Source organism: Agrobacterium genomosp. 2 str. CFBP 5494 (genome assembly GCF_900013495.1).
Classification (GTDB): domain Bacteria; phylum Pseudomonadota; class Alphaproteobacteria; order Rhizobiales; family Rhizobiaceae; genus Agrobacterium; species Agrobacterium pusense.
Map to the genome: position 1 here is coordinate 163,503 of NZ_LT009721.1, position 24,886 is coordinate 188,388.

At 55.9% G+C, this 24,886-nt stretch carries 24 protein-coding genes; 19 read left to right on the forward strand and 5 right to left on the reverse strand.

From position 1 onward, the window contains the following. Positions 1-117: 117 nt before the first annotated feature. Entirely contained in the window at positions 118-1,263 is a 1,146-nt protein-coding gene (locus AGR2A_RS27555; protein ID WP_145981063.1) for a tyrosine-type recombinase/integrase, read from the reverse strand. A gap of 188 nt (positions 1,264-1,451) precedes the next feature. Between AGR2A_RS27555 and AGR2A_RS27560 the strand changes: the two genes are divergently transcribed. The 10 genes from AGR2A_RS27560 (at position 1,452) to AGR2A_RS27605 (ending at position 11,072) form a co-directional block, all read left to right on the forward strand. Next, positions 1,452-2,600, forward strand: a complete 1,149-nt coding sequence (locus AGR2A_RS27560; protein ID WP_035226360.1) for an RHE_PE00001 family protein — start codon at positions 1,452-1,454, stop codon at positions 2,598-2,600. A 155-nt stretch (positions 2,601-2,755) separates the two neighbouring features. Further along, positions 2,756-3,718: an SMEK domain-containing protein gene (locus AGR2A_RS27565; protein WP_225337950.1), complete on the forward strand. Its 963-nt coding sequence runs from the start codon at positions 2,756-2,758 to the stop codon at positions 3,716-3,718. Continuing rightward, the gene (locus tag AGR2A_RS27570) at positions 3,711-3,953 is read left to right on the forward strand and encodes a hypothetical protein (RefSeq protein ID WP_035226358.1); all 243 of its coding nucleotides are present in this window, start codon (positions 3,711-3,713) and stop codon (positions 3,951-3,953) included. The genes AGR2A_RS27565 and AGR2A_RS27570 overlap by 8 nt, the downstream gene beginning before the upstream one ends. 37 nt (positions 3,954-3,990) lie before the next feature. Continuing rightward, positions 3,991-4,809 carry a hypothetical protein gene (locus tag AGR2A_RS27575; RefSeq protein ID WP_234797435.1) on the forward strand — a complete coding sequence of 273 codons (819 nt, stop codon included), beginning with the start codon at positions 3,991-3,993 and terminating at the stop codon, positions 4,807-4,809. Positions 4,810-4,964: 155 nt separating this feature from the next. Then, positions 4,965-5,903 (forward strand): cation diffusion facilitator family transporter, encoded by a 939-nt coding sequence (locus AGR2A_RS27580; protein WP_003501216.1) that lies wholly within the window; start codon positions 4,965-4,967, stop codon positions 5,901-5,903. A gap of 230 nt (positions 5,904-6,133) precedes the next feature. Further along, positions 6,134-6,670 carry a DsbA family protein gene (locus AGR2A_RS27585; protein ID WP_257784230.1) on the forward strand — a complete coding sequence of 179 codons (537 nt, stop codon included), beginning with the start codon at positions 6,134-6,136 and terminating at the stop codon, positions 6,668-6,670. Continuing rightward, positions 6,667-7,542 carry a peptidylprolyl isomerase gene (locus AGR2A_RS27590; protein WP_003501213.1) on the forward strand — a complete coding sequence of 292 codons (876 nt, stop codon included), beginning with the start codon at positions 6,667-6,669 and terminating at the stop codon, positions 7,540-7,542. Before AGR2A_RS27585 ends, AGR2A_RS27590 begins: the two co-directional genes overlap by 4 nt. A 99-nt stretch (positions 7,543-7,641) precedes the next feature. Continuing rightward, complete coding sequence (locus AGR2A_RS27595) at positions 7,642-8,640, forward strand: L,D-transpeptidase family protein (RefSeq protein ID WP_107341923.1); 999 nt, start codon at positions 7,642-7,644, stop codon at positions 8,638-8,640. A gap of 63 nt (positions 8,641-8,703) precedes the next feature. Next, positions 8,704-10,350, forward strand: a complete 1,647-nt coding sequence (locus tag AGR2A_RS27600) for a phosphoethanolamine transferase (RefSeq protein WP_035226354.1) — start codon at positions 8,704-8,706, stop codon at positions 10,348-10,350. Positions 10,351-10,373: 23 nt separating this feature from the next. After that, the gene (locus AGR2A_RS27605) at positions 10,374-11,072 is read left to right on the forward strand and encodes a L,D-transpeptidase (RefSeq protein ID WP_003501207.1); all 699 of its coding nucleotides are present in this window, start codon (positions 10,374-10,376) and stop codon (positions 11,070-11,072) included. 91 nt (positions 11,073-11,163) lie between these two features. On the opposite strand, the gene AGR2A_RS27610 is transcribed toward AGR2A_RS27605, so the two are convergent. Further along, complete coding sequence (locus tag AGR2A_RS27610; protein WP_003501205.1) at positions 11,164-12,120, reverse strand: endonuclease/exonuclease/phosphatase family protein; 957 nt, start codon at positions 12,118-12,120, stop codon at positions 11,164-11,166. A 227-nt stretch (positions 12,121-12,347) separates the two neighbouring features. Between AGR2A_RS27610 and AGR2A_RS27615 the strand changes: the two genes are divergently transcribed. The 3 genes from AGR2A_RS27615 to AGR2A_RS27625 all read left to right on the forward strand — a co-directional run bounded on the left by AGR2A_RS27615 (position 12,348) and on the right by AGR2A_RS27625 (position 17,275). Further along, positions 12,348-15,002: a heavy metal translocating P-type ATPase gene (locus tag AGR2A_RS27615; RefSeq protein ID WP_080723265.1), complete on the forward strand. Its 2,655-nt coding sequence runs from the start codon at positions 12,348-12,350 to the stop codon at positions 15,000-15,002. A 161-nt stretch (positions 15,003-15,163) separates the two neighbouring features. Then, complete coding sequence (locus AGR2A_RS27620; protein WP_003501194.1) at positions 15,164-15,664, forward strand: copper chaperone PCu(A)C; 501 nt, start codon at positions 15,164-15,166, stop codon at positions 15,662-15,664. 282 nt (positions 15,665-15,946) lie between these two features. Next, on the forward strand, positions 15,947-17,275 hold the full coding sequence (locus tag AGR2A_RS27625; protein ID WP_003501192.1) for an Nramp family divalent metal transporter: 1,329 nt from the start codon (positions 15,947-15,949) through the stop codon (positions 17,273-17,275). A 289-nt stretch (positions 17,276-17,564) separates the two neighbouring features. On the opposite strand, the gene AGR2A_RS27630 is transcribed toward AGR2A_RS27625, so the two are convergent. The 3 genes from AGR2A_RS27630 to AGR2A_RS27640 form a co-directional block, all read right to left on the reverse strand. Beyond that, on the reverse strand, positions 17,565-17,981 hold the full coding sequence (locus tag AGR2A_RS27630) for a MerR family transcriptional regulator (RefSeq protein ID WP_003501190.1): 417 nt from the start codon (positions 17,979-17,981) through the stop codon (positions 17,565-17,567). A 169-nt stretch (positions 17,982-18,150) separates the two neighbouring features. Next, positions 18,151-18,663 (reverse strand): signal peptidase II, encoded by a 513-nt coding sequence (gene lspA / locus AGR2A_RS27635; protein ID WP_003501188.1) that lies wholly within the window; start codon positions 18,661-18,663, stop codon positions 18,151-18,153. After that, positions 18,660-19,361: a L,D-transpeptidase gene (locus AGR2A_RS27640; protein ID WP_003501186.1), complete on the reverse strand. Its 702-nt coding sequence runs from the start codon at positions 19,359-19,361 to the stop codon at positions 18,660-18,662. The genes lspA and AGR2A_RS27640 overlap by 4 nt, the downstream gene beginning before the upstream one ends. Positions 19,362-19,616: 255 nt before the next feature. On the opposite strand from AGR2A_RS27640, the gene AGR2A_RS29935 reads away from it, so the two are divergent. The 6 genes from AGR2A_RS29935 (at position 19,617) to AGR2A_RS27670 (ending at position 24,883) form a co-directional block, all read left to right on the forward strand. Further along, positions 19,617-19,955 carry a hypothetical protein gene (locus AGR2A_RS29935; RefSeq protein WP_003501184.1) on the forward strand — a complete coding sequence of 113 codons (339 nt, stop codon included), beginning with the start codon at positions 19,617-19,619 and terminating at the stop codon, positions 19,953-19,955. A gap of 246 nt (positions 19,956-20,201) precedes the next feature. After that, a complete protein-coding gene (gene cyoA, locus AGR2A_RS27650; RefSeq protein WP_107341912.1) occupies positions 20,202-21,320 on the forward strand; it encodes a ubiquinol oxidase subunit II in 1,119 nt (372 codons plus the stop codon). 17 nt (positions 21,321-21,337) lie between these two features. Then, on the forward strand, positions 21,338-23,338 hold the full coding sequence (gene cyoB, locus AGR2A_RS27655) for a cytochrome o ubiquinol oxidase subunit I (protein ID WP_003501180.1): 2,001 nt from the start codon (positions 21,338-21,340) through the stop codon (positions 23,336-23,338). A gap of 1 nt (position 23,339) precedes the next feature. Further along, entirely contained in the window at positions 23,340-23,960 is a 621-nt protein-coding gene (gene cyoC / locus AGR2A_RS27660; RefSeq protein WP_003501178.1) for a cytochrome o ubiquinol oxidase subunit III, read from the forward strand. After that, complete coding sequence (gene cyoD, locus AGR2A_RS27665; RefSeq protein ID WP_035228678.1) at positions 23,957-24,343, forward strand: cytochrome o ubiquinol oxidase subunit IV; 387 nt, start codon at positions 23,957-23,959, stop codon at positions 24,341-24,343. Before cyoC ends, cyoD begins: the two co-directional genes overlap by 4 nt. Positions 24,344-24,520: 177 nt before the next feature. After that, on the forward strand, positions 24,521-24,883 hold the full coding sequence (locus AGR2A_RS27670; RefSeq protein ID WP_003501174.1) for a hypothetical protein: 363 nt from the start codon (positions 24,521-24,523) through the stop codon (positions 24,881-24,883). Positions 24,884-24,886: the final 3 nt, after the last annotated feature.

Here is a 24,886-nt window from a genome sequence, read left to right on the forward strand (position 1 = left end):
GATTGATTATCCCGTCGCCCTCGACAGGTCCTCGCTGAAAGCCCTGAACCGCACCGAGTTTACCGGAGCCTTCTCCTGCTTAAGCCTTTCGGCGATCGCCTCTTGCTGGTTTGGGTCTCAGGTCATTATTCGTGCTGCTCTACCGCTGCGTCTGCTGGCATTGTTGTAATAGCTCGAGGCCTGTTGCAGCGATTTATGCCTGGACTGCTCCATCGCTTCGGGCAAGGGAATGCCCCTGTTGGCCGCCTCGGTCAGATAACCGGAGCGCAAGCCATGTGCGGAGATTTCCGCAGGATCAAGCCCGGCCAGTGCGGCCCGTTGTTTGATGATGGCATTGATAGACTGCGGATCAAGCGCACGTCGCGACACGGTTCCCCATCGACTGATGGACCGGAACACACTTCCCTTGTCAATTTTTGCGGCGGCAATCCAGGCATTCAAGGCCTCCACCGGCCGACCGGTGAGATAGACAACGTCGTCCTGTTCGCCGGTGGTGGTTTTGGTGCGGCCGAGATGAATGGCAAGCGAGGGCAGGGGAGGGCCGTCCGGCACCTCGATCGGCGCTTCGGCGGAAAGTTGCTCCAGACGCAGCCCGGCCATTTCGCTGCGCCGCCGACCGCCAGAGGCAAAAGCGACCATCAAAATGGCCTTGTCACGGAGATCACGAAAACTGTCGCTGTTGCAGGTGGCAAGAAGTTGTGAGAGCACGTCCGCGGTCACCGCTTTGGCACTTTTGCGCTTGCGTGTCTGCGGTGTTGCGCGAACCGCCAGCCGTATCGCGGATTTCAGGGCAGGGGAGCCAAACGCACCGTGATGGCCTCGCCATTTCGTCAGCGTCGACCATGATGCCAATCGCCGGCGCACCGTATCCGGTGCATGTGGCCCCGTCGCGCGCAGAAAGCCCTGGTCGCGCAGGTTTTGCGCAACCTGTTCCGGCATTCCGTGGTCGAGATCGATGAGGCGCTTTTCTGGATCCCACAGATGGTGAGCGACAAATTTCAGAAGCAAGGCCTCTGGTGCAGGCCACGACAGGGCGTTTCCGGTTGCGGCCAGTGACCATGCCTGCAGATAGGCGAGATCAGAGGTCAGCGCCCGCAGCGTGTTGTCACCCATGCCCTGATTGACCAGATGGCGCAGGGTTTCAACATCCTGATCTGTCAGCAGCTCGGCAAGTTCGTCCCGCCGTTCGATTGGCAGCACCGCTGCGATCGTATCGAGTTCTTCGGCGCGCAGCTGCACGCTGGTTTTCTCTTGCCGTGACATTTCGGGTTCCTGAACTGCGGCGCTGACGCCCTGATGCGCTGTAGCGAAGGGCAATGTGTGTGATTTGCGGGCGGAAATCAACAATCATCGATAAGGATTACTTATCGATGGTTTAAAACCCAGCCGTTAATCATACCATGTGACGAACTTGATTATTCAACTAGAGTTCGTTTAGCAAATCGTTTACCATAAAATCAATGGCTTACGATGTTTCAAAAATCAGCATGAATGCCTTGATGCGGCCGGCTTTCGACGCCGGTATCGCGCTTACGCGTCTCGACGAGCGCATCGCCCGTTCGCCGGTTGGCGCCGGCTTCCTCGAGCGGTCGCAATATGGCGACGCGTGTGCCTCGCTGTGGATCGACGGCGAATTGGTGCATCTCGAGGACCTCGTCCTCCATGACGCCACCCGTGACATCCGTACACCGACCCACGAACTGACCATCGCCCGCGACGTGCTGCGCACTCGCCGGCGCATCGCCGCCCAACTCCCCGGCTGGGCACTGTCCGCAGAGGGTATCCGCACGTTGCGACAAGCATCGGACATTACGTCGGCTGGCGCCGACGCTGCGGAGCAGGCCGGCATCATGCGGTCCGCGGCTGAGGGAAGAAATCCGGAAGGGGAGGGGAAAGAAATCGATGAAGCCGAAGGGCTTCCCGGCGTCGACCTCGCAGCCATCGATGCGCTGCTAGCACGATCGGATGCTGCGATCGAACACGCAAAACGCCGCGACCGTCCTGCGGTCGACAGCCGCGAGCGAGACACGCTCGTCTATGATCTCGACTGGGACGAGGATGCAAGGATCGACGAGTGGCGCGAGGTATTGCGCCAGGCCGAAAATCTGCCGGAGGCGCTGCAGGCCATCATCGCCCTCGATGCCTGGAACGCGCTCGAGGTTCTACAGCACGCACCCTGGCTCGGGAGGCTGTTTGCTGCCGCCATGCTGCGGCAGGCCGGCATTACCACGGGTGCCCATCTGGCTGCGATCAACCACGGCCTCAAAACCATCCCTGTCGATCGGCGAAGGCATCGCGATCGGGAAACACGGCTGCTGGCCATCGCCCACGGTTTGTTGGCGACGGCGGAGATCGGTTTGAAAGAGCACGACCGGCTGGTACTGGCTCGCCAGATGATGGAGCGCAAATTGGCGGGAAGACGCACGTCTTCGAAATTGCCGGAGCTGGTCGAGCTCGTCATGGCAAAACCGCTCGTGTCGGCCGCGATGGTGGCGAAAACGCTGGACGTTACGCCGCAGGCGGCGCGGCGGATCGTGGTGGAACTCGGCCTCCGGGAGATGACGGGGAGGGGCAGGTTCCGGGCTTGGGGAGTTCTCTGATCGCAGTCCTTCAAGCAGGCTAGCTAGGCGCAATCTATTTCAGGGGATTCTAGACAGTCTTTTGCGCTCAAAAGTGGAATCTTCTCCATCAATCGTGATTGAGAATTCAGCCTAAGTCAGCGATAAGTTTTCGGTGTGCGAAGATGGAAGGTCACATGGGAATGCACCGCGCTCAACTTCTGCAAGGTATTATTTACAGGATGACGCATCTGCGGGTCATCGTGGAGCAGTCGAACCAATTAAACTTGCAAGATATAAACGTCCATGCAGAAAATTTCTTCCGTGACCTTCTCAATCTTGCCTTCGACTACGACCTGCAGAACATCAACATCGTCGAGCCAAACGCCACCGCGATTGATCTCGGCTGCGATAGCAGTCGGATCGCGATCCAAGTTACATCGACGCCCGACCTCTCTAAGATCAAGCACACCTTTGATCGCTTTACCGGCAAGGGGCTGCAGACGAAGTACGATCGCCTCGTCATGCTCATTGTAGGCCAAAAGAAAAAATATCGCGAGACGGGACTGGGCGACGATCGGTTTAAATTGTCGTTTGGCGACGATGTCTGGGACATCGCTGATCTTCTTAAAAAAATCGGAGACCTCTCAACCGCGAAGATGGAGGCATGCCACGATTTCCTGTCTCGCGAGTTGCTTGTACGCGAACCGAAGCTTTCTAACGAAGTCGGCACTCTCGTGCGTCTCATCGAGGTCTTGAGCTCCGCGGAAGAGGGGTTGTCGTCAGGAGACAATCGCGAGGATCCTGATCCCGACGGCAAGATTCACGATCGCTTCGCAGATCATGCCCCATTCTTGACGCAGCAGTATGTCGATCTCCATGAACTTTATGGTCGCGTCCTGTCCGAAGTGAACGCGCACACGGATCTCGGCCACATCCGGGTTCGGAAGCTGCAGATCTACCTCATGAACTGGAGCGACCGCGTTCTGACTGAATGCGGAGGCGATCCTCAAGCGGCACTTGAGCTCTTGACTCAGCGAGTTCTCGGTATGATGGGAAGCAGCGACGCTGGGTTCGATGATGGTGCGGTCAGGTACTACCTCATCGATCAGCTAATCATGTGCAACGTCTTTCCGAACAAGAGGTCGCAAAGTGCCTAGCATCTTTCTGAAAGACGAGGCCCTGAACAAATCACCTGCGATCGTCGGCTTCGAGATCGCTCGTTACCTGAAAGATTCAGGTAAGCATCGGGTCAGCATCTTCGACGTGGTGGACCGGTTCAAGCGCGAGTCCTGGTTCTCATCCAACTCCTTTCTATACGGACTGACGTTTCTCTATGCCGTCGGTTTGCTTGATTTCGATGAACCTTACCTGATCGCGCGCGATGCGGATTAAGCGATTATACACAGATCCACCCGCGATTGACCCCATCGTGTTTGGGGAGGGGGTCAATATCATCCTGGGTGAGAGCGATGCGACAAGCTCGAAGAACAACGGGGTGGGCAAATCGCTCTGCATCGAGTTCGTGAACTTCGCGCTCCTGAAGCGCAAGTCCGACAGCCGCGTGACAAGAATTCCGAAGGCAGCCTTCGATCCCGCCACATTTATCTGCATCGATTTCGTAATGCACGGGATCCCTTACACTATCAGAAGGTCTGTCGCCGAGGCGGAGCGCCCGCGTATCACTGTGGCGGATCGCGAGACGACGTTTGCCAAGGTGGAAGACGCAACTGACTTTCTCGCGGCTCGACTGTTCGGGGATGACAGGTCAGAGATTGGTTTCCGCGAGATCCTTGGACCGCTGGTCCGGGACGAGCGGTCGGAGTTCAAATCCATCGTGAGCTGCTTCGACACGAAGTCGCGGATCCCAGACAATTACGCTCCGCATCTCATGCTCCTAGGTATCGATGTCGACATATACCGCTCAATCAAAGGCATTCAAAAGGAACTCGACGACATCGGCACGGAGGAGCGGCGTATCAAGGACAGTGTGCAGCTCGTCAGGCAGAAGGATCTCGACGAGGCTAGGTCCGATCTCAACGCTCTCGAAGAGGAAGTCGACAAGATACGTGAAGGAATCGACGCGCTCGAGAATGCCGCCACCTACGACTTAATTAAGGATGAGGTCCTTGAAATCGAGCACTTGATGGGAGAGCTGAGGGGTCGAAAGGAAGTCCTTTCCCGGCGGTCTGCCCGTCTGGCTCCTATCGCTACGGAGCAATCGGTCAACGGCATTTATATGCTCAGCTAAACTGGGAGCGGAATTTCTCCATTCCTGTTCAACAGCCGGTCAACCATAAAAATTTGCGACAGGCCTGGTTGTCGTAACTGTTGCCGAGCCGCCATTGCGAACAGGGGAGCAGCACCCTACGTTCCGAGCTACTGAACACAACGGATGGAACAACCATGAGCGTAGCCAACGAACACCGGCACGAGCCGGGTGACGATCATGAGCATGACCACGCACAGGTCGTGACAAATGACAACGAACGGCGTATCCGCTTTGTCTTCATCTTCACTATCTGTTACGCAGCCATTCAGGCAGCGGGAGGCTGGCTGTCTGGTTCACTCGCGCTGATCGCCGATTCCGGGCACATGCTGTCTGACGCTGCAGCCCTGCTGCTGGCCTTGATCGCATACCGCATGGCGCGACGGCCAGCCGATGCCACGCGCACTTATGGCTATCACCGCGTGCGCGTGCTGGCCGCGCTAGCGAACGGTGCGACCCTTCTGCTTCTGGTCCTTTGGATAGCCTGGGAGGCCATAAACCGCATCAACCAGCCGGTCGACGTCATGGCAGGACCGATGCTGATCGTTGCCGTCATTGGGCTGCTCGTCAATCTTGCAGGCGCTTGGGTGCTATGGTCCGGCAACAAGGGCGACGCAAATCTGCGCGGCGCATTCCTCCACGTCATCGGCGACCTGCTTGGATCTGTAGGTGCAATTGCAGCAGCGGTCGGCATCATGCTGACCGGCTGGACCATCCTCGATCCCTTGCTCTCAGTTCTCGTTGCCGTTCTCGTCGTCCGCTCGGCATGGGGTCTGGTGACGGATTCGATCACTGTTCTGATGCAAGCTGTTCCCCGCGGCATCAAGGCCCGAAGTGTCGAAACGGGTCTGGCTGCGCTGACCGAGATATCCGAAGCTGGACATTTTCACGCCTGGACGCTGACGGACGATACCATCGTGGCGACGATCCACGTCACTCCGGCTGAAAATACCGATCCGCTATCGCTTCCCCAGCTGGTGGCAGGCTGGCTGAAAGAGCGCTACGCGATCGATCACGTCACGGTTCAGGTCGATCCACCTGGCTCGCTCGTGAAAGCAGAGGGATCAAATACCTAAAATTCAGGCCATGACTATGGCGATCAGCGGAATGTGATGCCGCTGTCGCTCAAAATCTGCATTGCGCCTCTTGCAGCTCAAGCTACTAGAGGTTTTATCTTGCGCGCGATTTGCAGTCGGGAGAGCACATGCAGCGCAGACAGATAATGATCGGGGCAACGGTTACGGCAATCACAGCGCCTTTGTTTTACAACCGCAAGGCTGAGGCGCAGAGCGCACCGGTTGGACTGATGGATCCCGGCCCGCTTCCCGAACGCATATTCGGAGCAGCGGATGCGCCGGTGACGGTCATCGAATATGCCTCGATGACCTGTGGGCACTGTGCGAATTTTCACATCAACATCTGGCCCACGCTCAAAAAAGAGTTCGTCGATACAGGCAAGGTGCGCTTCATCATCCGCGAGTTTCCGTTTGACCCGCGCTCGACGGCAGCCTTCATGCTGGCCCGATGCGTGGGGGATGACAAATGGTACGCGACGGTCGACCTGATGTTTCGCAGCCAGTCGACATGGGCGCGTGCATCCGACGGCAAGCAGGGTTTCCTGTCCGCACTTTCCATGACCGGCCTGGACGAAAAGCAGCTTGAGGCCTGTCTTGCCGATCAGGCCTTGCTGGACAACGTTAACAAGATCGCAGCGACGGGCCGGGAGCTTGGCGTCACTTCCACACCCACGTTCTTCATCAACGGGAATAAGTATGAAGGCGTCATTCCGGTCGATGAATTCCGCTCGATCGTTGAGCCTCTTCTCAAGGAAGCCGGGAAATGATCCACCATCCGCGTCACGCATTCATCATCACCACCATTGCGCTTCTTTGTGCCACCACCGCTTTTTCACAGGATACGGCAAAAGATGTGGCGGCGCGTGTAAATGGCGCCGAAATCACCCAATCGGACGTCGCCTTCGCCGCACCCCTCTTCGGTGACCCGGCTCCCAACATATCCCCCGAAGCCCGCACCTCTGCCGTGGTCGATGCGCTGGTCGACATCAAGCTGCTTGCTGAGGCCGCGCGCAAAGCAGGGATAGATAAAGACCCGGAATATCAACGGCAGCTGAACTTTCTGTCCGAACAGGCACTGCGTTCGACCTATCTATCGCAGCAGCTCGACAAGGCCGTCTCCGATGCAGCGATACGCAAGATCTACGATCAGCAGGTCGCGGCAATTCCGCCCTCAGAGGAAATCAAACTCAGCCATATCCTGCTGAAAAGCCGCGAGGACGCGACCGCAGTCATCGCGGCGCTGACCGCAGGCGAAAGCTTCAAAACATTGGCCGCCAGCCGCTCAACCGATACGGTCACCGGCAGCAAGGGTGGCGATCTGGGTTTTCGTCCCCGCCAGGCACTGCCAGCGGAAATCAACACAGCACTTGATGGGCTTAAGCCGGGCGATTTCGCAAAAACGCCGGTCGAGACAGCGTTCGGCTTCCATGTTGTGCGGCTGGACGAAATGAGAAACACACCTCCCCCTTCGTTCGAAACCGTTGCGCCGCAAATCCGTCAATCTCTAGAGACGGCAGAAATTCGCCGGATCGTCACGGGCTTGCGGTCCAGCGCCAAGGTGGAAAAGCTGGTACCAGACGTCGCATTGCCGGCGGCAAGTGACGACGGTCATAATCACGACGGCCAGAACGCGGAATAAGCCACACTCATGCCTACATCGAAATTCAGCCGTGTCTGTCTTCGCCGCTACGACGCTGTCTGCCGCCTTCCGCGGCTGGCGGCGCTCGCTCTCGCCGGCATGCTCATGTCGGGTTGTGTTGCGATGGACATGGGCCTCTCCGAGCTTTCCTCAGAGCCGCCGAAATTGTCAGGCGCGGTCATCGCGGACATGTCGAAAAAGGGCATGACGCCCGCAAGCCCTGTGCTGGTTCGCATTTTCAAGAAGGAAAGTGAGCTGGAGGTCTGGAAGATCGACCGCACAGGCAATTATGCGCTCCTGAAGACCTACCCGATGTGCCGCTGGTCCGGCAAACTCGGCCCCAAGAAAAGCGACGGAGACCGGCAGGCGCCGGAAGGTTTCTACCATGTCTCCGCTGGAATGCTGAATCCTAAGTCGCAATATTATGTCTCTTTCAATCTCGGCTATCCGAACCGTCTGGAATCGGCGCTTGGCTATACCGGCGATGCGCTGATGGTGCATGGCGCGTGCTCGTCTTCCGGCTGCTACGCCATGACGGATCAGGGCGTTGGAGAGATCTATGCGATCGTGCAGGAGGCTTTGCGAAGCGGACAGGACCGCTTTCAGGTTCAGGCCTATCCATTTCGAATGACGGCCGAGAACATGGCGCGTCACCGCGACGATCCGAATATGCCCTTCTGGCGGACCTTGAAGGAAGGGTACGACATATTCGCGGTGACGCGCCGTCAGCCGAAAGTTTCCGTCTGCGACCGGCGTTACGTGTTCAACACCGAGTTCACGGGCGGGGAACCCAGAGATCCTCTCGCCGCCTGCCCGGCAGGCGTGTCGCAGAATGCAGCAAGTCTCGTTGCGCAACTCGATACCGAGCGCCAGAAAGCCGAAACGGCCTTGTCGGCCTCTTCCTCCGTCGCGGCCCTCGCCTATGTCGATGGCGGTATGCATCCGAGCTTCCGCTCACTGTTGAAGAAACAGGGAGCGACAAAGATGGCGGAGGCGGTATCGGGCATCAAGTATCCCGTCAGCCGGCCGGATGCGGCGCTTGCCGATCCCCATGAGACCTCGAGGTCTTGGAGACCTGTACAGTCCGCGGGAAATTAAATCTTAACTCTTAAATTCAAGGCAACGCACCTCATCTCGTGACGTTGCGGCAAGGGAGCCAGATTGAGGTTCTTTAAAACTTATCGCCCGTCGCTAGACTACCGTCTGCTCGCACTTTTGGCAGCCTTATGTTTCTGGGCGTTTTCAAACGCGACATTCTGGGAAAAGGCCGGGCGTTATCTGGCGGACGAGATGGGCGCATTCTTGGCGCTCAATCTCGTCATAGTTGCGTTGTTTTTTGTCCTGACGATTCTTTCAGCTGTCAAATATCTCTTCAAGCCAGTGCTTGTGTTGCTTGTCTTGCTGGCTGGAGGCGCGTCCTGGTTCATCGACAATCTCGGCGTGTTGATCGATACGGATATGGTGCGCAACGTTTTTGAAACGACCTCTGCCGAGGCCGGGGACCTGCTGACTGCCGGTTACTTCCGGCACATGCTTCTCGTTGCCGTTATTCCCTCTCTCCTCATCTTGTGGGTTCGGGTCAGATTTCCATCCGCCGAACGCGTCGTGTTGTGGAATGTTGGCATCACGGCTTCCTGCATTGCAATCATCGCCGGTAGCGGAGCGCTTTACTACAAGCCTTATTCAGCCGTTATACGGACCAAGCGTGAACTGGCGAAAACCCTCAATCCGGTTACACCTCTCGTCTCTATCGCCAAAGTGGCTCTGGCGACAGGAAATGAAAGAAACGTTGTCGTCAAGCCGCTGGGTGAGGATGCAACCGTGACCACTCCGGTGGACGGCTTAAGCAAGCTACGCGTTGCTGTCATCGTCGTTGGGGAAACGGCGCGCGGTGCTAATTTCTCTCTCGGTTTCTATGAACGCGAAACCAATCCGCTTCTGAAAAAACAGGACGTCACCTATTACTCCAATTTCGCCAGCTGCGGCACGGCAACCGACGTCTCCCTGCCGTGCATGTTCTCCAATCTGAAACGTTCGGGCTACACCCATGCTGGAGGATTAGAGAATGAAACGGCGGTCGATGTTCTCAGACGGGCAGGCATCGACATGACGTGGATCGAAAACAACACCGGCAGCAAGGGCGTTGCGGACCGGGTTCGCGTCGTCAATATTTACAATTCCAACGATCCACGCTTCTGTGCCGATGGCACCTGCGACGACGAGATCGTTCTCGAAAAGATTGATGAGTGGCTCTCAAACGTGAAGCAGGACAGCGTCCTCGTCTTCCATCAAATGGGCAATCATGGCCCGGCCTATTACAAGCGGTATCCTGAGGCGTTCCGTAAATTCGTGCCCGAGTGCACGACCACCGAGCTGGCGAAATGCAAGGACCAAGAAATCGTTAATGCCTATGACAATGCCATCCTTTACACCGATTTCGTCCTGTCCGGCATCATCGACCGCCTGAAAGCCCGGACCGATACGCTGGCGACAGGTATGCTCTACGTCTCCGACCACGGGGAATCGCTGGGGGAAAATGGCCTCTATTTGCACGGCACGCCCTATTTTATAGCGCCCGACGAACAGACACGCATTCCACTGCTAACCTGGTTCAGCCCGGAGTTCGCAGCCTCGATGGGGCTTGATATCCGCTGCCAGCAACAAAGACGCGAAAACACATTTTCGCACGACAACCTGTTTTCCAGTCTTCTCGGCATGATGAATGTATCCACCAGCGTTTACGAGCGTGATCTGGACATGTTTGCGGCCTGCCGTGGCGGCCAACACCAACCCTCTCTCAATAACTGAAATTGCAAATCACGGGGACTTGAATGCTATTCGATGATAAACAGCTTAAACGCCGGGGCTTCCTGCTGGGAGCCGCTTCCCTGACCACGATGCTGGCGGGATGTGCGACGGTAAATCAGCCTGCTCCGACACCGGCCATTGCCCGCAGGCCGATCGGCCCGCCAGGCGAAGCCGAAATGATCACACGCTACGCGGGCCTCGAAGATGGCGGCCACAAGCTGCCAGCCGTACCGTTTCAGCAGATCGATCCCAAGTTTTACCGTCAGCGCGTCGAAGATCCGACAGGCGAACCTGCGGGAACGGTCGTCGTAGATACGCCATCGAAGTTCCTTTATGTCGTCGAACCAGGTGGCACGGCCATGCGTTATGGTGTTGGTCTCGGCCGCGCCGGTTTCGCCTGGCAAGGCGAAGGCATCATCCAGTGGCGGCAGAAATGGCCGCGCTGGAAACCACCGGCAGAAATGATTGCACGGCAACCCGAACTGGAAAAATACTCGGTCGAGAACGGTGGACAGGAACCGGGACCAAGCAATCCGCTCGGCGCACGCGCGCTTTATATCTTCCAGAACAGTCAGGATACGCTCTATCGTCTACATGGCACGAAGGAATGGTCATCCATCGGCAAATCGGTTTCCTCCGGCTGCGTCCGTCTGATCAATCAGGATGTCATCGACCTCTATGAGAGGGTTCCCTACAAGGCTCGGATCGTCGTCAAACAATAGACAGCTAACAGCAGATTTTATGGCTTCTACCGGGCATATATATGCCCGGCGTGTTGAACCGATGCAAAAACCACAAACCGCCAGCCTGAGTTTAATTAAATGACAGATCCGCAACAACCGGAATGTGATTGGATCCAAAATCGGGGCCGACCCGCCAACTTGCCAGTCTTAAAGCACCCGAAACCGCGATATGGTCAATCATGGAACCGAATCTGAACGGTAGCCGACGGCTGAATCGTGTCATCACAGGAACATTGCTTGCACGTGCGAAGAATAATCCGCTTTTCTCAAAAAATCTCGCAAAGTAGGGTGACCACGGCGGTGTGTTCCAGTCACCGGCAACAATAAGCTTCGCGCCCTCTTTTTCAGACAGGACAGCATCCGCCAATCCGTCGAGATAAGCGTTTCGGCCTTTCCAGCGGGCTGGCGAACGCGGTGTATCGGGATGTAGTGCATAAAGAATCAGCGGATCATTTTCCGTCCCCAGAACGAGGCGCATCGGATATCGCTCATACGCCTGCGCGGACGAAAGCCTGACCTCCGAGAGAATAGGAAGACGCGAAAAGACTTTCATATCGTCGCGCGCTGGCAGGTTAGAACTGCTTTGATAGCCAAACAGGCCGCTAGCCGCGATTGCTTTCTGCCAGCGGTCTTCAGTCTCTTGAAGAAAGAGGACATCTGGCTGTTGCTCCGTCAGAAACCGCAGAAAACCCCCAGGTTCCGCATCATTGTGCATCAGCAGGTTGGCTGAGATAACGCGTAAATTCCTGTCCGCAGCCCCCTGCGGTGCCTGAGGCTGCATAAAGAACGGCATCAGACTTGCCAGAAATGCAAGGGAACACAAAAGCCGCGCCGGTCGCTCCCCAAGAAGGAACGTCGCGAGCAGCAGGCAAAAAGCGGATAGAGTGACGTAGGGCCAGAACAGGAAAACAATATCGAATAGCCAGAGGCTACTTCCGAATATCAATGCAGAAAGAACGCCGCTCAAACTGCAAATCGAAATAAAAAGCAGACTTTTTCCAAGCTTACCGTTGCGGACAGAAGTCATTCATTTCACCACATTGAGCATAAAGAGCCGAGACGGTAAGTTTAACATATTAGCTTTAATAATATATCAAAGCGAGTATGCAATAATCTGTTCGCTTCCGAGAACTCGTCACGGATATCGTGAAATCCAGCAGTTTTCACCGAAATGCAAAAGAGCAAAAATTTCCCATTGCGTCTCTAGTGGCTAGAGGTCGTAAAGCTTGCCGTATCAATATGGGGATACATGATATGGTTGAGCCACTTCAGACGAGATTCCGGATCGAGGGCATGGACTGCGCTTCGTGTGCAACCAAAATCGATACGGCGATCAGGCGCATGCCTGGCGTTCAAGATGTTTCGATTTCCGTCTCCGCCGGGACCATGACAGTCGAGCATGACGACACAATCGATGTCGAGGATATGGGAAAAAAGGTCACCGGCCTTGGATATCCGACGAAGCTTATTCCCGCCAAGTCTAAAGCGGTGCCATCTGCTATAGAACACGTCCATGGGCCAGGCTGTTCCCACGATCATGATCATTCACCTGATGAGCACGCGCAGGCGCACGATCATGGTACGACTCCCCACGAGCATGGCTTTGCTTGCATGAACAAGCATGGCAACGAGACGCACTCCCACGACCATACCCATGAGAACAACGGTGGGCACGATCACTCTGCAACCTCTCAATCAAGCCAGAGGCCGATCCCGGATGGTCAGGCCCGTTTCCACGTTGGTGGAATGGATTGTGCTTCATGTGCAAGCAAGATCGACACTGCCGTCCGTCGCATTCCGGGTGTTGAAGATGTTAGTGTCTCGGTGACCTCGGGGACGATGACGGTCAAGCACGCGTTCGCTGATCTCAAAGCTATTGAGAAGCAGGTTTCTGGCCTTGGATACTCGGTCGCACCGATCATTCCTACCGCGAAGCGGTCCCCCGCTACTTATTCAGGATCGCAAGACGATGCTGGCCATACCAACGGACAGGCGTCAGCGGACGTTGAGTTGGAGGGTCTTCACGGTCATGATCATAGGCCAAGCGAAGGGCCGTGGTGGAGTAGCCGCAAGGGGCGCCTGACGATAATCGCAGGCGGATCTCTGACTGCCGCATATGCTATCGGCAATCTGGTTCCGGCCATAGATACTTACGCCTTCATCATCGCCATGTTGGTTGGCCTGATACCCATCGCCCGTCGTGCTTTTATGGCTGCGAGGGCAGGCACTCCCTTCTCCATTGAGATGCTGATGACGATCGCCGCTGTCGGCGCATTGATTATTAACGCTACCGAAGAGGCGGCGGCCGTTGTCTTTCTATTCCTTGTTGGTGAGCTCCTCGAGGGCGTTGCGGCTGGCAAGGCTCGCGACAGTATCAAGTCTCTGACAAACCTCGTGCCCAAGACGGCTTTGCTGGAAGAGGGTGGGAAGACCCGCGAGGTTCCGGCAGAGGTGCTTGCTGTCGGTTCAATTATACTTGTTCGCCCCGGTGACAGGATTTCGGCCGATGGCGTGATAATGTCAGGTGAAAGTTCTGTCGATGAGGCACCCGTGACGGGTGAAAGCGTACCGGTCCGCAAGGTGATCGGTGATAACGTATTCGCAGGTACCGTCAACGGCGACGCGGCACTGCGCGTTCGTGTCACCGCTGCAGCCGAAGACAACACCATTGCTCGCGTCGTCCGCCTGGTCGAGGAAGCCCAGGAATCGAAGGCTCCGACAGAGCGGTTCATCGATCGCTTTTCGAGATACTATACACCGGGCGTGGTTGTCGTTGCCGCGTTGGTTTCCATCATCCCACCTTTACTTGTTGGCGGCGAATGGAGTGAATGGATTTACAAGGGGCTTGCGATCCTTTTGATCGGCTGCCCTTGCGCCCTCGTCATTTCGACACCTGCTGCCATTGCCGCTTCACTGTCGGCGGGCGCACGGCGCGGCCTTCTCATGAAGGGCGGCGCAGTTCTCGAAGGGGTCGGCAGGGTGACTGCAGTCGCGTTCGACAAGACGGGGACGTTGACCGAAGGAAAGCCCAAGGTGACGGACGTTATTCCTTTCGGCCGCAGTAGTCCCGAGGTACTCCGTTATGCTGCGGCACTTGAAACCGGATCAAGCCATCCGCTGGCGGTCGCGATCCTCGCCAGGGCGGATGAAGATGGGCTCGATGCTCCAGCTTCGACCGATGCCAAGGCACTCGGCGGCAAAGGCGTTACCGCGGTCATCGACGGCGTGGAAGTCTTCCTCGGATCTCCGAAGGCTGCTGCCGAGCGTGTGACGATTCCGATGGCGCATTCGCTGCAGATTACCTCTCTGAACGAGGATGGCAAGACTGTATCCGTTTTGGTAATCGGCGATGTACTTGCAGGTGCCATCGCCATGCGCGACGAACCCCGAGCGGACGCGATCGAGGGCCTTAAGGCACTGACCGATCTCGGGATCAAAGCAATCATGCTTACGGGCGACAACGCTCGCACGGCATCAGCCATTGGCGCTCAGCTTGGCATTGAAGTTCGTGCAGAACTGATGCCTGAGGACAAGCAGCGTATTGTTGGCGAACTCAAACAGGAAGGTTACGTGGTCGGCAAGATCGGGGATGGCATCAACGATGCTCCCGCTCTCGCTGCGGCAGATATAGGCATCGCCATGGGTGGCGGCACGGACGTCGCGCTGGAGACCGCCGATGCCGCGGTACTCCACGGCAGAGTCGGGGATGTCGCTCTCATGGTCGATCTTTCGAAGCGTACGATGCGAAACATTTTTCAGAACATCACCATCGCGCTCGGCCTCAAGGCTGTGTTTCTCGTCACCACCATTATAGGAATCACTGGCCTCTGGCCCGCCATCCTGGCAGATACGGGTGCAACTGTGCTTGTTACGATAAACGCATTGCGCCTCCTGCGCCCCATACGTTGAAGGCAGTAAAATGATCAGGAAAATTGTATTTGGAGGGATCCTGCTGATGGTAGCGACCTCGGTCGTATTCAGTCTGGTCGGGGTCCTCGCTGTCTGGAATCCAAAGGAGCTTTTCCAGTACCAAGACGGTCAGACGGTGTCGCAGTAAGAAGGAGGAAGCAATGAACAAGAGATCGAATTCGACAATCCGCGTCGCCGCGACAATCTTTGCATGTCTGCTGGCTGGAACGGCGTTTGCACATGACTTCAAGGCAGGAAAGCTGGAACTTAGGCATCCTTGGTCGGCACTGGCTCCTCCGGTCGCTCCGGTGCTGGGTGGCTATGTGACGATCGTCAATACCGGACAGGAGTCTGACCGTCTTGTCGGTGGCACGACTAACATCGCCGAGAGACTGGAAATCCACGAGTCCTCCCTGGTGGAAGGGGTAGCGAAAATGCGTCCGGCGAAGCAAGGCCTCGAAATTGCCCCCGGTGCTACCTTGGCGCTTCAACCGGGTGGAACCCACATAATGCTGGTCAAGCCCATAAATCGGCCCGTCGAAGGTGAGAAGTTCAAGGCGACGCTCCTGTTCGAGAAAGCAGGAGCAGTGGAGGTCGAGTTCGTTGTGCAGAGGCCGAAACGAGAGTCGGGCGAGGATCATTCCGGCCATCAAGATCCATGATTAGTGGCCTAGAGCGTTTTCACAGGACCTCTATCAACCTCAGGGTCGACAATCCCTCCGCAGTTGTCTGGTGAAGCCTCAGGCGACTGCTAATATGGTTGAGTGCGATGATACTTGCTGGGTTCCTCTTGTATTTCGATGCTGAACGGCATCAGAGCAGGTGCGACCCGAGCAGATCCCGGTTCATCGCCCGCCTTGGAAAATGCACTTGTCAATTCTCAAACTTCATGCGAATGATTTGCAATAGCAACTAAGCAAAAACCAAGAATCGTAGGTGAATCTATGGACAGTCCGGTAAAGGGCTGGCGGCGGGCCGGAGGGGAAGCGTCGCTGTCTGACGTGCATCGATCCATCGCGGTGGCGACCGGGCAGGGCACATTTCGCCGGGCCATGGCTTTCTTTGGTCCAGGCTACCTGGTGGCGGTCGGGTATATGGATCCTGGAAACTGGGCGACCTCTCTCGCCGGCGGATCCCGCTTCGGCTATGCGCTTTTGACGGTAGCACTTGTGTCGAACATCATGGCGATCGTGCTCCAGTCGCTCTGCGCCCGTCTGGCGATCGGCTCCGGGCGAGACCTTGCGCAGGCTTGCCGCGATGCCTTCCCTCGACCGGTCGGCATCGTCCTCTGGATCCTGGCAGAAATAGCGATCATCGCTACCGACATAGCGGAGGTGATCGGCACTGCGATCGGGCTCAACCTGATCTTCGGCATCCCACTGGAACTGGGAGTCGTCATCACGGCACTGGACGTCTTCCTCATCCTGTATCTCCAGAAGTTAGGCTTCCGTTGGGTCGAAGCGCTCGTAATCACGTTGCTGGGTGTGATTACCGTCTGCTTCACCATCCAGATCGCGCTTGCGGATCCCGACTGGGGACAAGTCATCCTCGGATTTGCCCCGACCACAGAGATCGTCACCAACCCGGATATGCTCTACCTCGCGCTAGGGATTCTTGGTGCAACCGTCATGCCGCACAATCTGTATCTCCACTCAGGGATCGTGCAGACACGCGCTTACGGCACAACAGTCCCCCAGAAGCGGGAGGCACTCAAGTTCGCCACCCTCGACTCGACAATCGCCCTGATGTTTGCGTTGCTCGTGAATGCCTCAATTCTGATCCTCGCAGCGGCCACATTCCACAAGACAGGCCAGACGACGGTGGCCGAACTCGGTGAAGCGCATAGCCTTCTTGCACCGCTGCTCGGTCTTGCAATCGCCCCAACGTTGTTCGGTATCGCGCTCCTATGCTGCGGTATCAATTCGACGGTTACGGCGACACTGGCTGGACAGATTGTCATGGAAGGCTTTTTGAACATCAGGCTCGCGCCCTGGCTACGACGATTGATCACACGCGGTATCGCCATTATTCCGGCTGCCGGGGTTACGATATTGTTTGGAGACGGTGGAACAGCGCAACTCTTAATCTTGACACAGGTGGTGCTCAGTCTTCAACTCTCGTTCGCAGTGTTCCCGCTTGTGATGTTCACATCCGACCGGGCGAAGATGGGGGAACTGACGGCTCCTTACTGGCTGACTGCTTTCGCTTGGCTGATTGCAATCGTGATCGCCCTCCTGAACATCAAGCTTCTTGTGGATTTCGTCGCGTCCTAACGTAACGAAATTCGCCCTCTGACACGGAAGGATGCGAAGATGATTATGATTTATGATGGGCCGCCAAGTATATTCTCATGGGCGAAAAAACCCTGAGCTTCCTGAGACTGGCGAGAAGGCTTCAGACCCTTCTGCTATCTTCATTTCCTATACTGAAAATAGGAGCGCTTTCCGGCGGCAGCGGCCTCATCTCAACGGAAAGCCCTAATGTAGGCGGTGGTTGAAAGGGTCATGAGTTACCCAGATTGCAGACGAGATGAACGAAACGTAGCGCGAAACGAGCAACCTGTCAGTCGTGTTCCGTCGAGCAAAGACAGTGGTTGGCAAGAGCCCGAATTACGTAGCAGTCGCGTACCTGGTTGGAATTGCAGTGCGTTGAGATCCGCTCCAGTTCTGCTTCCAATTTTTTTAGGCGCTGGATCTTCTCACGGACGGTTACGAGTTGCTTGGCGGCAATACCGTCAGCTTCCTCGCAAGGTTTCTCCGGATGCTGACTAAGATCGATGAGTTCGCGGATGGCCTCGATCGTCAGTCCAAGCTCGCGTGCGTGCTTTATGAAGGACAGCCGCTCACCTTCCGTCTTCGAATAGCGTCGCTGATTTCCTTCCGAGCGTTCCGTATGCGAGAGAAGCCCCATCTGCTCGTAATATCTGATCGTCGGAACCTTTACCCCAGTCGTCTTCGATAGATCACCGATTGTCAGCATATGAATACTCCAGTCATGACATGCAGCGTCGAACCACTGCGGTTTGTTCGAGTTTGAAAAGAAACTGACGCCATCGAGACGTGATGGGGGTATCCAGCACAGAATTTTGATATGAGGATTGAGTTGTTGAGATCAAGTTCCACTGCGATCGTGTCGCTACGCCTGACAATCATGTCTTCGCCAACGAAATCGCATGTCGGTCCGGACGCAACGAGATCGCGACAAGAAGGAAGGCCCCACAGACGATGAATACGTCTGCCAGATTGAAGGCTGGCCATGACCAACCGAAGGCGTGGAAATCCAGATAGTCCGTGACGCTCAGGTTCCAGAAGCGATCGATGACATTGCCGCTCGCGCCTCCTGCAATCGCCGTGATCGAAACCCTCTCTGCAGCAGTCTTTGCCATTACCGCCCAGATCACCAGCGCGATCACGATTACGCCCTGAAGCAGCGCGAACAGTCGTGGAGCCGATCCCATCGTGTCGGAGAAAAGGCCGAAGCTGACACCCGGGTTATAGGCAAGCACCAGGTTGAAGAATGGGGTTACCGGGATTACTCTCGGTGGATCCATCAATTCGGTTACAACCAGATACTTCGTGGTAAGATCGATCAAGCATAGCGCGGCAACCCAGAGAAGGACGAGAGCGGCTCTGGCTGTGATCTTGTTTAATGATGCCTTCATCGGATTCCCTGTTGCATGACGACAATCCGGGCCTTTGACGGGACGGTTTCATAAAGCTCCATCACATCCTGATTGATGAGGCGAACGCAGCCTGACGAAACGGCGTGGCCGATTGAACGCCAGTCCGTGGTGCCGTGAAGCCGGTAAAGCGTGTCCTTGCCATGCTGGAAGATGTAAAGAGCACAAGCACCAAGCGGATTATTGGGGCCGGGTGCCTGGCCGCCGTTCGCATATGAATATTTCTGTAGCTCTGGTTGTCTCGCTATCATCTCCGGAGGCGGTGTCCACCGGGGCCATTTCTGCCGCCACTGGATTATTCCTTCACCCGACCAGGTGAAGCCCACGCGCCCGATACCGATACCGTATCTCATTGCCGTGCCAGCATCTTCAGTGAGATAGAGGAACCTGCTGCGAACATCGACGAAAACAACGCCCGCAGGCTCGCCGGTGAGGTTTTCAACGCGCTGCCGATAGTATCTCGGGTCGATCTTTCGAAAGGGAACTCTAGGTAACCGGTAGCCGCCGTCGCTCCTTGCAGCGTAGCGGGCCTCAAGCTCACGTTCGCTCGGTTCCATTTGACTGGCGGGCCTGACGACAGCCGCCGCTGTAGAAACCGGGCTTCCAAAGACGGCTGATGCCAATGCACCACCAGATAGAGCGACGAGTGACCGACGTTTCATCAGACGCGGTTTGAGCATGCATATCCCCATTTGAAGGACACGTTTGAATCCTCCACATTACTGATTCCGTACAATTCTACGATCTCTAGTAGCTTGAGGTTCAAGCGCTTGCTGACAGCTAAGGTCGGGTCTCAACTAATTGTGTAAGGCTCGTGATGGAGTGCGCCTTATCATCAGGGACAAATTGGCGCAGTCCCAGATTCGCAGCTTTTGTTTCAGTTCGACCTTTGCTAGTCATCTGTTGATTTATGTCATTTTGCTTGTCTGGAACGAATGATCCGCAGCGTTTTAACCAGTTGGAAGACCGTGGCTGTCCTGACGATGATCTTCATTCAGATCATCTCCGGAAGCCTCTGCTCGACTCCGTTGGAAAATCGCACATTTGTTCCGCCCGGTGTCGCTACCTTCGTGCAGGAACGAGGTTCACCGGTGGATAACAGGAAACTCCTCTTGTCTGAGGCCGACCATCACGTCCGCTGCGAGCAGCGGTCTCTACAAGCAGAGCTGTATGATTTTAGATTCTCGGAAGGACTGCGATATTCCGTATCCGCGGACCTCCTTCGTGAAAGCCAGATCTATCTGATCTCGCGCCCGCCAAAATACCTGAGCTAAGGCAATCTGTTCGGCACTGCGCACGTACGTCTTACTGAATCAGTTCGACCATGGATCTCTTACGCCCAAGCCATTCTTCGCCGATATCTGGCGGAGCGTGTGAGCTACGTATCGGGACTTCTCAAGAGCAGCCGGATTCCATCCTGAACTCATAATCCCTTACATCGGGAGTCGAAGGTGTCTTTGTCAAAAAAGCTCTTTCTCCTCGCTGTTGGCACCTTTTTGCTCCCGCTCGGTGGATGCAAGATGGTCGTAATGTCGCCATCCGGCGATATTGCACGTCAGCAGGCGGATCTCATCGTCATCGCAACCGTGCTGATGCTCCTCATCATCGTACCGGTCCTGTTTCTCACCTTCTATTTTGCCTGGCATTACCGCCATTCCAACAAGAAGGCGAAATATGACCCGGAGTGGCATCACTCCGTAAAACTCGAGATGGTGATCTGGTCAGCGCCGCTTGCCATCATCATTGCGCTGGGAACTATCACGTGGATCAGCACTCACAGACTTGACCCATATCGCCCACTCGACAGGATCGATGCAAATCGTCCTGTTACACCCGACATCAGGCCGATCACCGTAGAAGTGGTCGCACTCGATTGGAAATGGCTGTTCTTCTATCCGGAGTACGGAATTGCTACGGTTAATGAGCTTGCTGCGCCCGTAGATGTACCGATCAACTTCAAGCTAACTGCATCATCGGTCATGAATGCATTCTATGTGCCGGCGCTCGCCGGGATGATCTATGCCATGCCCGGAATGCAGACGAAACTCCATGCCGTCATCAACGAGACCGGCACCTACGATGGTCTTTCTGCCAACTATAGTGGAGACGGCTTCTCTCAGATGCGGTTCAAGTTCCTTGGATTGAACCAGGGTGATTTCGATCAATGGGTCGCGCGTGTCAAACGGACCGGCACGGCACTCAACCGGGACAGTTACTTGAAGCTTGAGAAACCGAGCACGGCCGAACCTGTACGTTATTACTCCACGGTGCAGGAAGGTCTCTACCGCTCGGTGCTCAACATGTGCGCCCGTGAAGGCCAGATGTGCATGGATGAGATGATGCACATCGACAAGATGGGCGGGGCAGGTGTGGAGAGCCGGGAAAACCGGGCGCGCCTGGAATACGACAACCGCCGGACGACCGGCGCAGCCGAAGACAACGATGTCGCACCCGCCCCTGTCACAGGCACCCCGACCCGCGGCGAGAGCCCCGCGAACGTCATCGATAGCAAGGTGAGCCAGCCGTCGATGCCGATGAACCATAGCATGAAGAACATGCAGCATCCCACCACACCCGAAAGCGATGAGAGCGGGCAGGCACCCGACCGGCTCGACGCTGAAGTGCCCGCAAAACCCTGAAGGATTCGACAGATAAGATGTTCGAAAATCTAACACTCGCTCAACTCGTCTTCGGGCGGCTCACCTGGGAAGCGATCCCTTACGATCCAATCATCCGCAGCACGTTTGTTGCCGTGGTTATCGGTGGCCTGGCCATCGTGGGATTGATTACGAAATACAAACTGTGGGGTTATCTCTGGAGGGAATGGTTCACATCTGTCGATCACAAAAAGATCGGCATCATGTACATCGTTCTGGCGCTCGTCATGCTTCTGCGCGGCTTCGCCGACGCGATCATGATGCGTATTCAGCAGGCCATCGCCTTCAACGGCAACGAGGGATACCTGAACGCCGACCACTATGATCAGATATTCACCGCCCACGGCGTGATCATGATCTTTTTTGTCGCCATGCCGTTCATAACAGGGTTCATGAACTACATTGTGCCGCTCCAGATCGGTGCTCGCGATGTGTCATTTCCGTTCCTGAACAATTTCTCATTCTGGATGACGACGGCGGGTGCGATCATCATCATGATCTCGCTATTCGTAGGAGAATTCGCAAAGACCGGCTGGTTGGCCTATCCGCCGTTGTCGGGTGCCGATTACAGCCCTGGCGTCGGTGTGGACTACTACATCTGGGGTTTGCAGGTAGCCGGCATCGGAACAACGCTGTCGGGCATCAACCTCGTTGCGACCATCGTCAAGATGCGCGCACCGGGGATGTCTCTGATGAAAATGCCTGTTTTCACCTGGACCTCGCTTTGCACCAACATCCTGATCGTGGCGACATTCCCGATATTGACGGCAACGCTTGCGCTGCTGACCGCAGACCGCTATCTGGACACCAACTTCTTCACGAACGATCTCGGCGGTAACCCGATGATGTACGTGAACCTGATCTGGATGTGGGGTCATCCGGAAGTTTACATCCTGATCCTCCCGGCTTTTGGCATCTTTTCGGAAGTTGCATCTACGTTCTCGGGCAAGCGGCTGTTCGGCTACGCGTCGATGGTCTACGCGACATGTACGATCATGCTTCTTTCTTATGTGGTCTGGCTGCATCATTTCTTCACGATGGGAGCAGGTGCGTCCGTCAACGCCTTCTTTGGAATAGCAACGATGATCATTTCGATCCCGACGGGTGCGAAGATGTTCAACTGGCTGTTCACGATGTACAAGGGAAGGATCCGTTACGAACTGCCGATGTACTGGTTGATCGGCTTTATGGTGACATTCGTCATCGGCGGTATGACAGGCGTCATGCTGGCTATACCTCCTGCTGACTTTGTGCTGCACAATTCGCTCTTCCTGATTGCCCACTTCCACAACGTCATCATCGGCGGCGTGCTGTTCGGCCTGATGGCAGGAGTAACCTATTGGTGGCCGAAGGCCTTCGGTTTCAAGCTCGATCCGTTCTGGGGCAAGATGAGCTTCTGGTTCTGGCAGATCGGTTTCTTCGTCGCCTTCATGCCGCTCTATGTGCTCGGACTAATGGGCGTGACGCGCAGAGTTTCGCAGTTTGATGATCCCTCGTTACAGATCTGGTTCATCATCGCCGCATTCGGGGCGGGCCTGATTGCACTCGGTATCCTGTTCTTCATTATCCAGATGGTCGTCAGCGTGAGGAGACGCGACCAGCTCCGCTGCACGACGGGCGATCCATGGGGTGGCCGAACCCTGGAATGGGCTACTTCCTCGCCGCCGCCAGAATACAACTTCGCTTTCACTCCAGTGGTCCATGAGATGGACGCATGGCACGACATGAAGGAATGTGGATACGCGAGACCACTGGCCGGATACAAGGCGATTCACATGCCCAGAAATACTGGTGCCGGTGTCATCCTTTCCGGTATCAGCATCGCGCTCGCCTTTGCGCTCATCTGGTACATCTGGTGGCTCGCCATCGTATCATTCGCAGCGATCATTATCATCTCGATCGCCCACACCTTCAACTACAACCGCGACTTTTATATCCCGGCAGCAACAGTTGCCGAGGTCGAAGACGCACGTTCGAAGCTGCTCGCCCAGGGGAACTGACATGGCAAACCCGATTCACGCCCCCCGGGCTGACAAGAAATTCCATCTCGATGAGGAACATCATCCTGAAGGAAGCACGAACCTGGGCTTCTGGCTCTATCTGATGAGTGACCTGCTTATTTTCGCGGCTCTCTTCGCCACCTATGCGGTGCTCGGTCGTAATTACGCGGCCGGTCCTGCACCTGGCGATCTTTTCGATCTCAGGTTGATCGGGGTTGCGACGGTAATCCTGCTGGTGTCATCGATTACCTATGGTGTTGCGATGATCCGTGCCGAGAGCAATGCAAAGGGTGCGACGATCTTCTGGCTTGGTGTCACAGGCCTGCTCGGCCTCGCATTCCTGGGGCTGGAGGCATACGAATTCTATCATCTGATCGCGGAGGGTGCTGGTCCCCAGCGGTCCGCCTTCCTGTCGTCATTCTTCGCCCTCGTCGGCACGCATGGCCTCCATGTCATGTTTGGGGTCATCTGGCTTGTGGTGCTTATGATACAGGTGTCGAAGTTTGGCCTCACTCCGGAGAACCATCGACGACTGATGTGCCTGTCAATGTTCTGGCACTTCCTCGACCTCATCTGGATCGGTGTCTTCTCAGTGGTCTATCTTATGGGAGTTGTCGCATGACGTCGAATTCTTCTCATAATGGAGCACACGGAGGGCATTCCGGTCACCGCTCGGGGCGTAGTTCTCTCAAGAGCTACATGACGGGATTCATCCTGTCGCTTATTCTGACGGCCATCCCGTTCTGGCTTGTGATGGGCGACGTCATCGAGTGCAAGATGATAACGATCGCGGCGATCATGATCCTTGGCGGCATCCAGATGCTTGTCCACATGACCTACTTCCTGCACATGAACAGCCGCTCTGAAGGAGGGTGGACCATGATGGCACTGATTTTTACGATCGTGATCCTTGTCATCGTGCTCGTCGGATCAATCTGGGTTATGTATCACCTCAACACCAACATGATGCCCATGTCACCGGAGATGATGAAAAATATGCCGTAAGAGCGCTGACTTCATCCAGTTTATCAAGCTAATTGCTCATTCGTGTGTTCGGTAAACCGTTGGTCCATACCGAACACACGGACCAAATCACAAGTCTGGATGCAGTCATGGGGAAGCCTCCGGGCGCGATCTGACTGTCTCCGGCTCTCTTTCACCTCGAGAGTTGTTGGCGAGCGAATGCCATTTTTTCTTGTCACCCATCGATCACTCGTTGAAGCTGATAGCGAGCAGGCCGCTGCTGTCAAAGCTCTCGATAAAATTGAAAGCAGTCGGAAACTCGAGTTCGAAGTGAAATTCGATGAAACGACGATCACCTGCGTAATGCTGGACAGAGCACTGGAGGAGATGGATTCATCATCTCCAGAAGGCCAGGCACTGCATCAGGAGCCGTTAGCCGGGACTACCAACGCTGGTCAGTCACCCGACGAGAACTCATCGCGGACAACGATACCGGAACGCCCGAACGCGCGGACGACCACGATGGTTGCGGCCTTTCTTGGGGGGCTGGTGCTGGCGACGTTCATGCTTGCAGTATTGTGATCG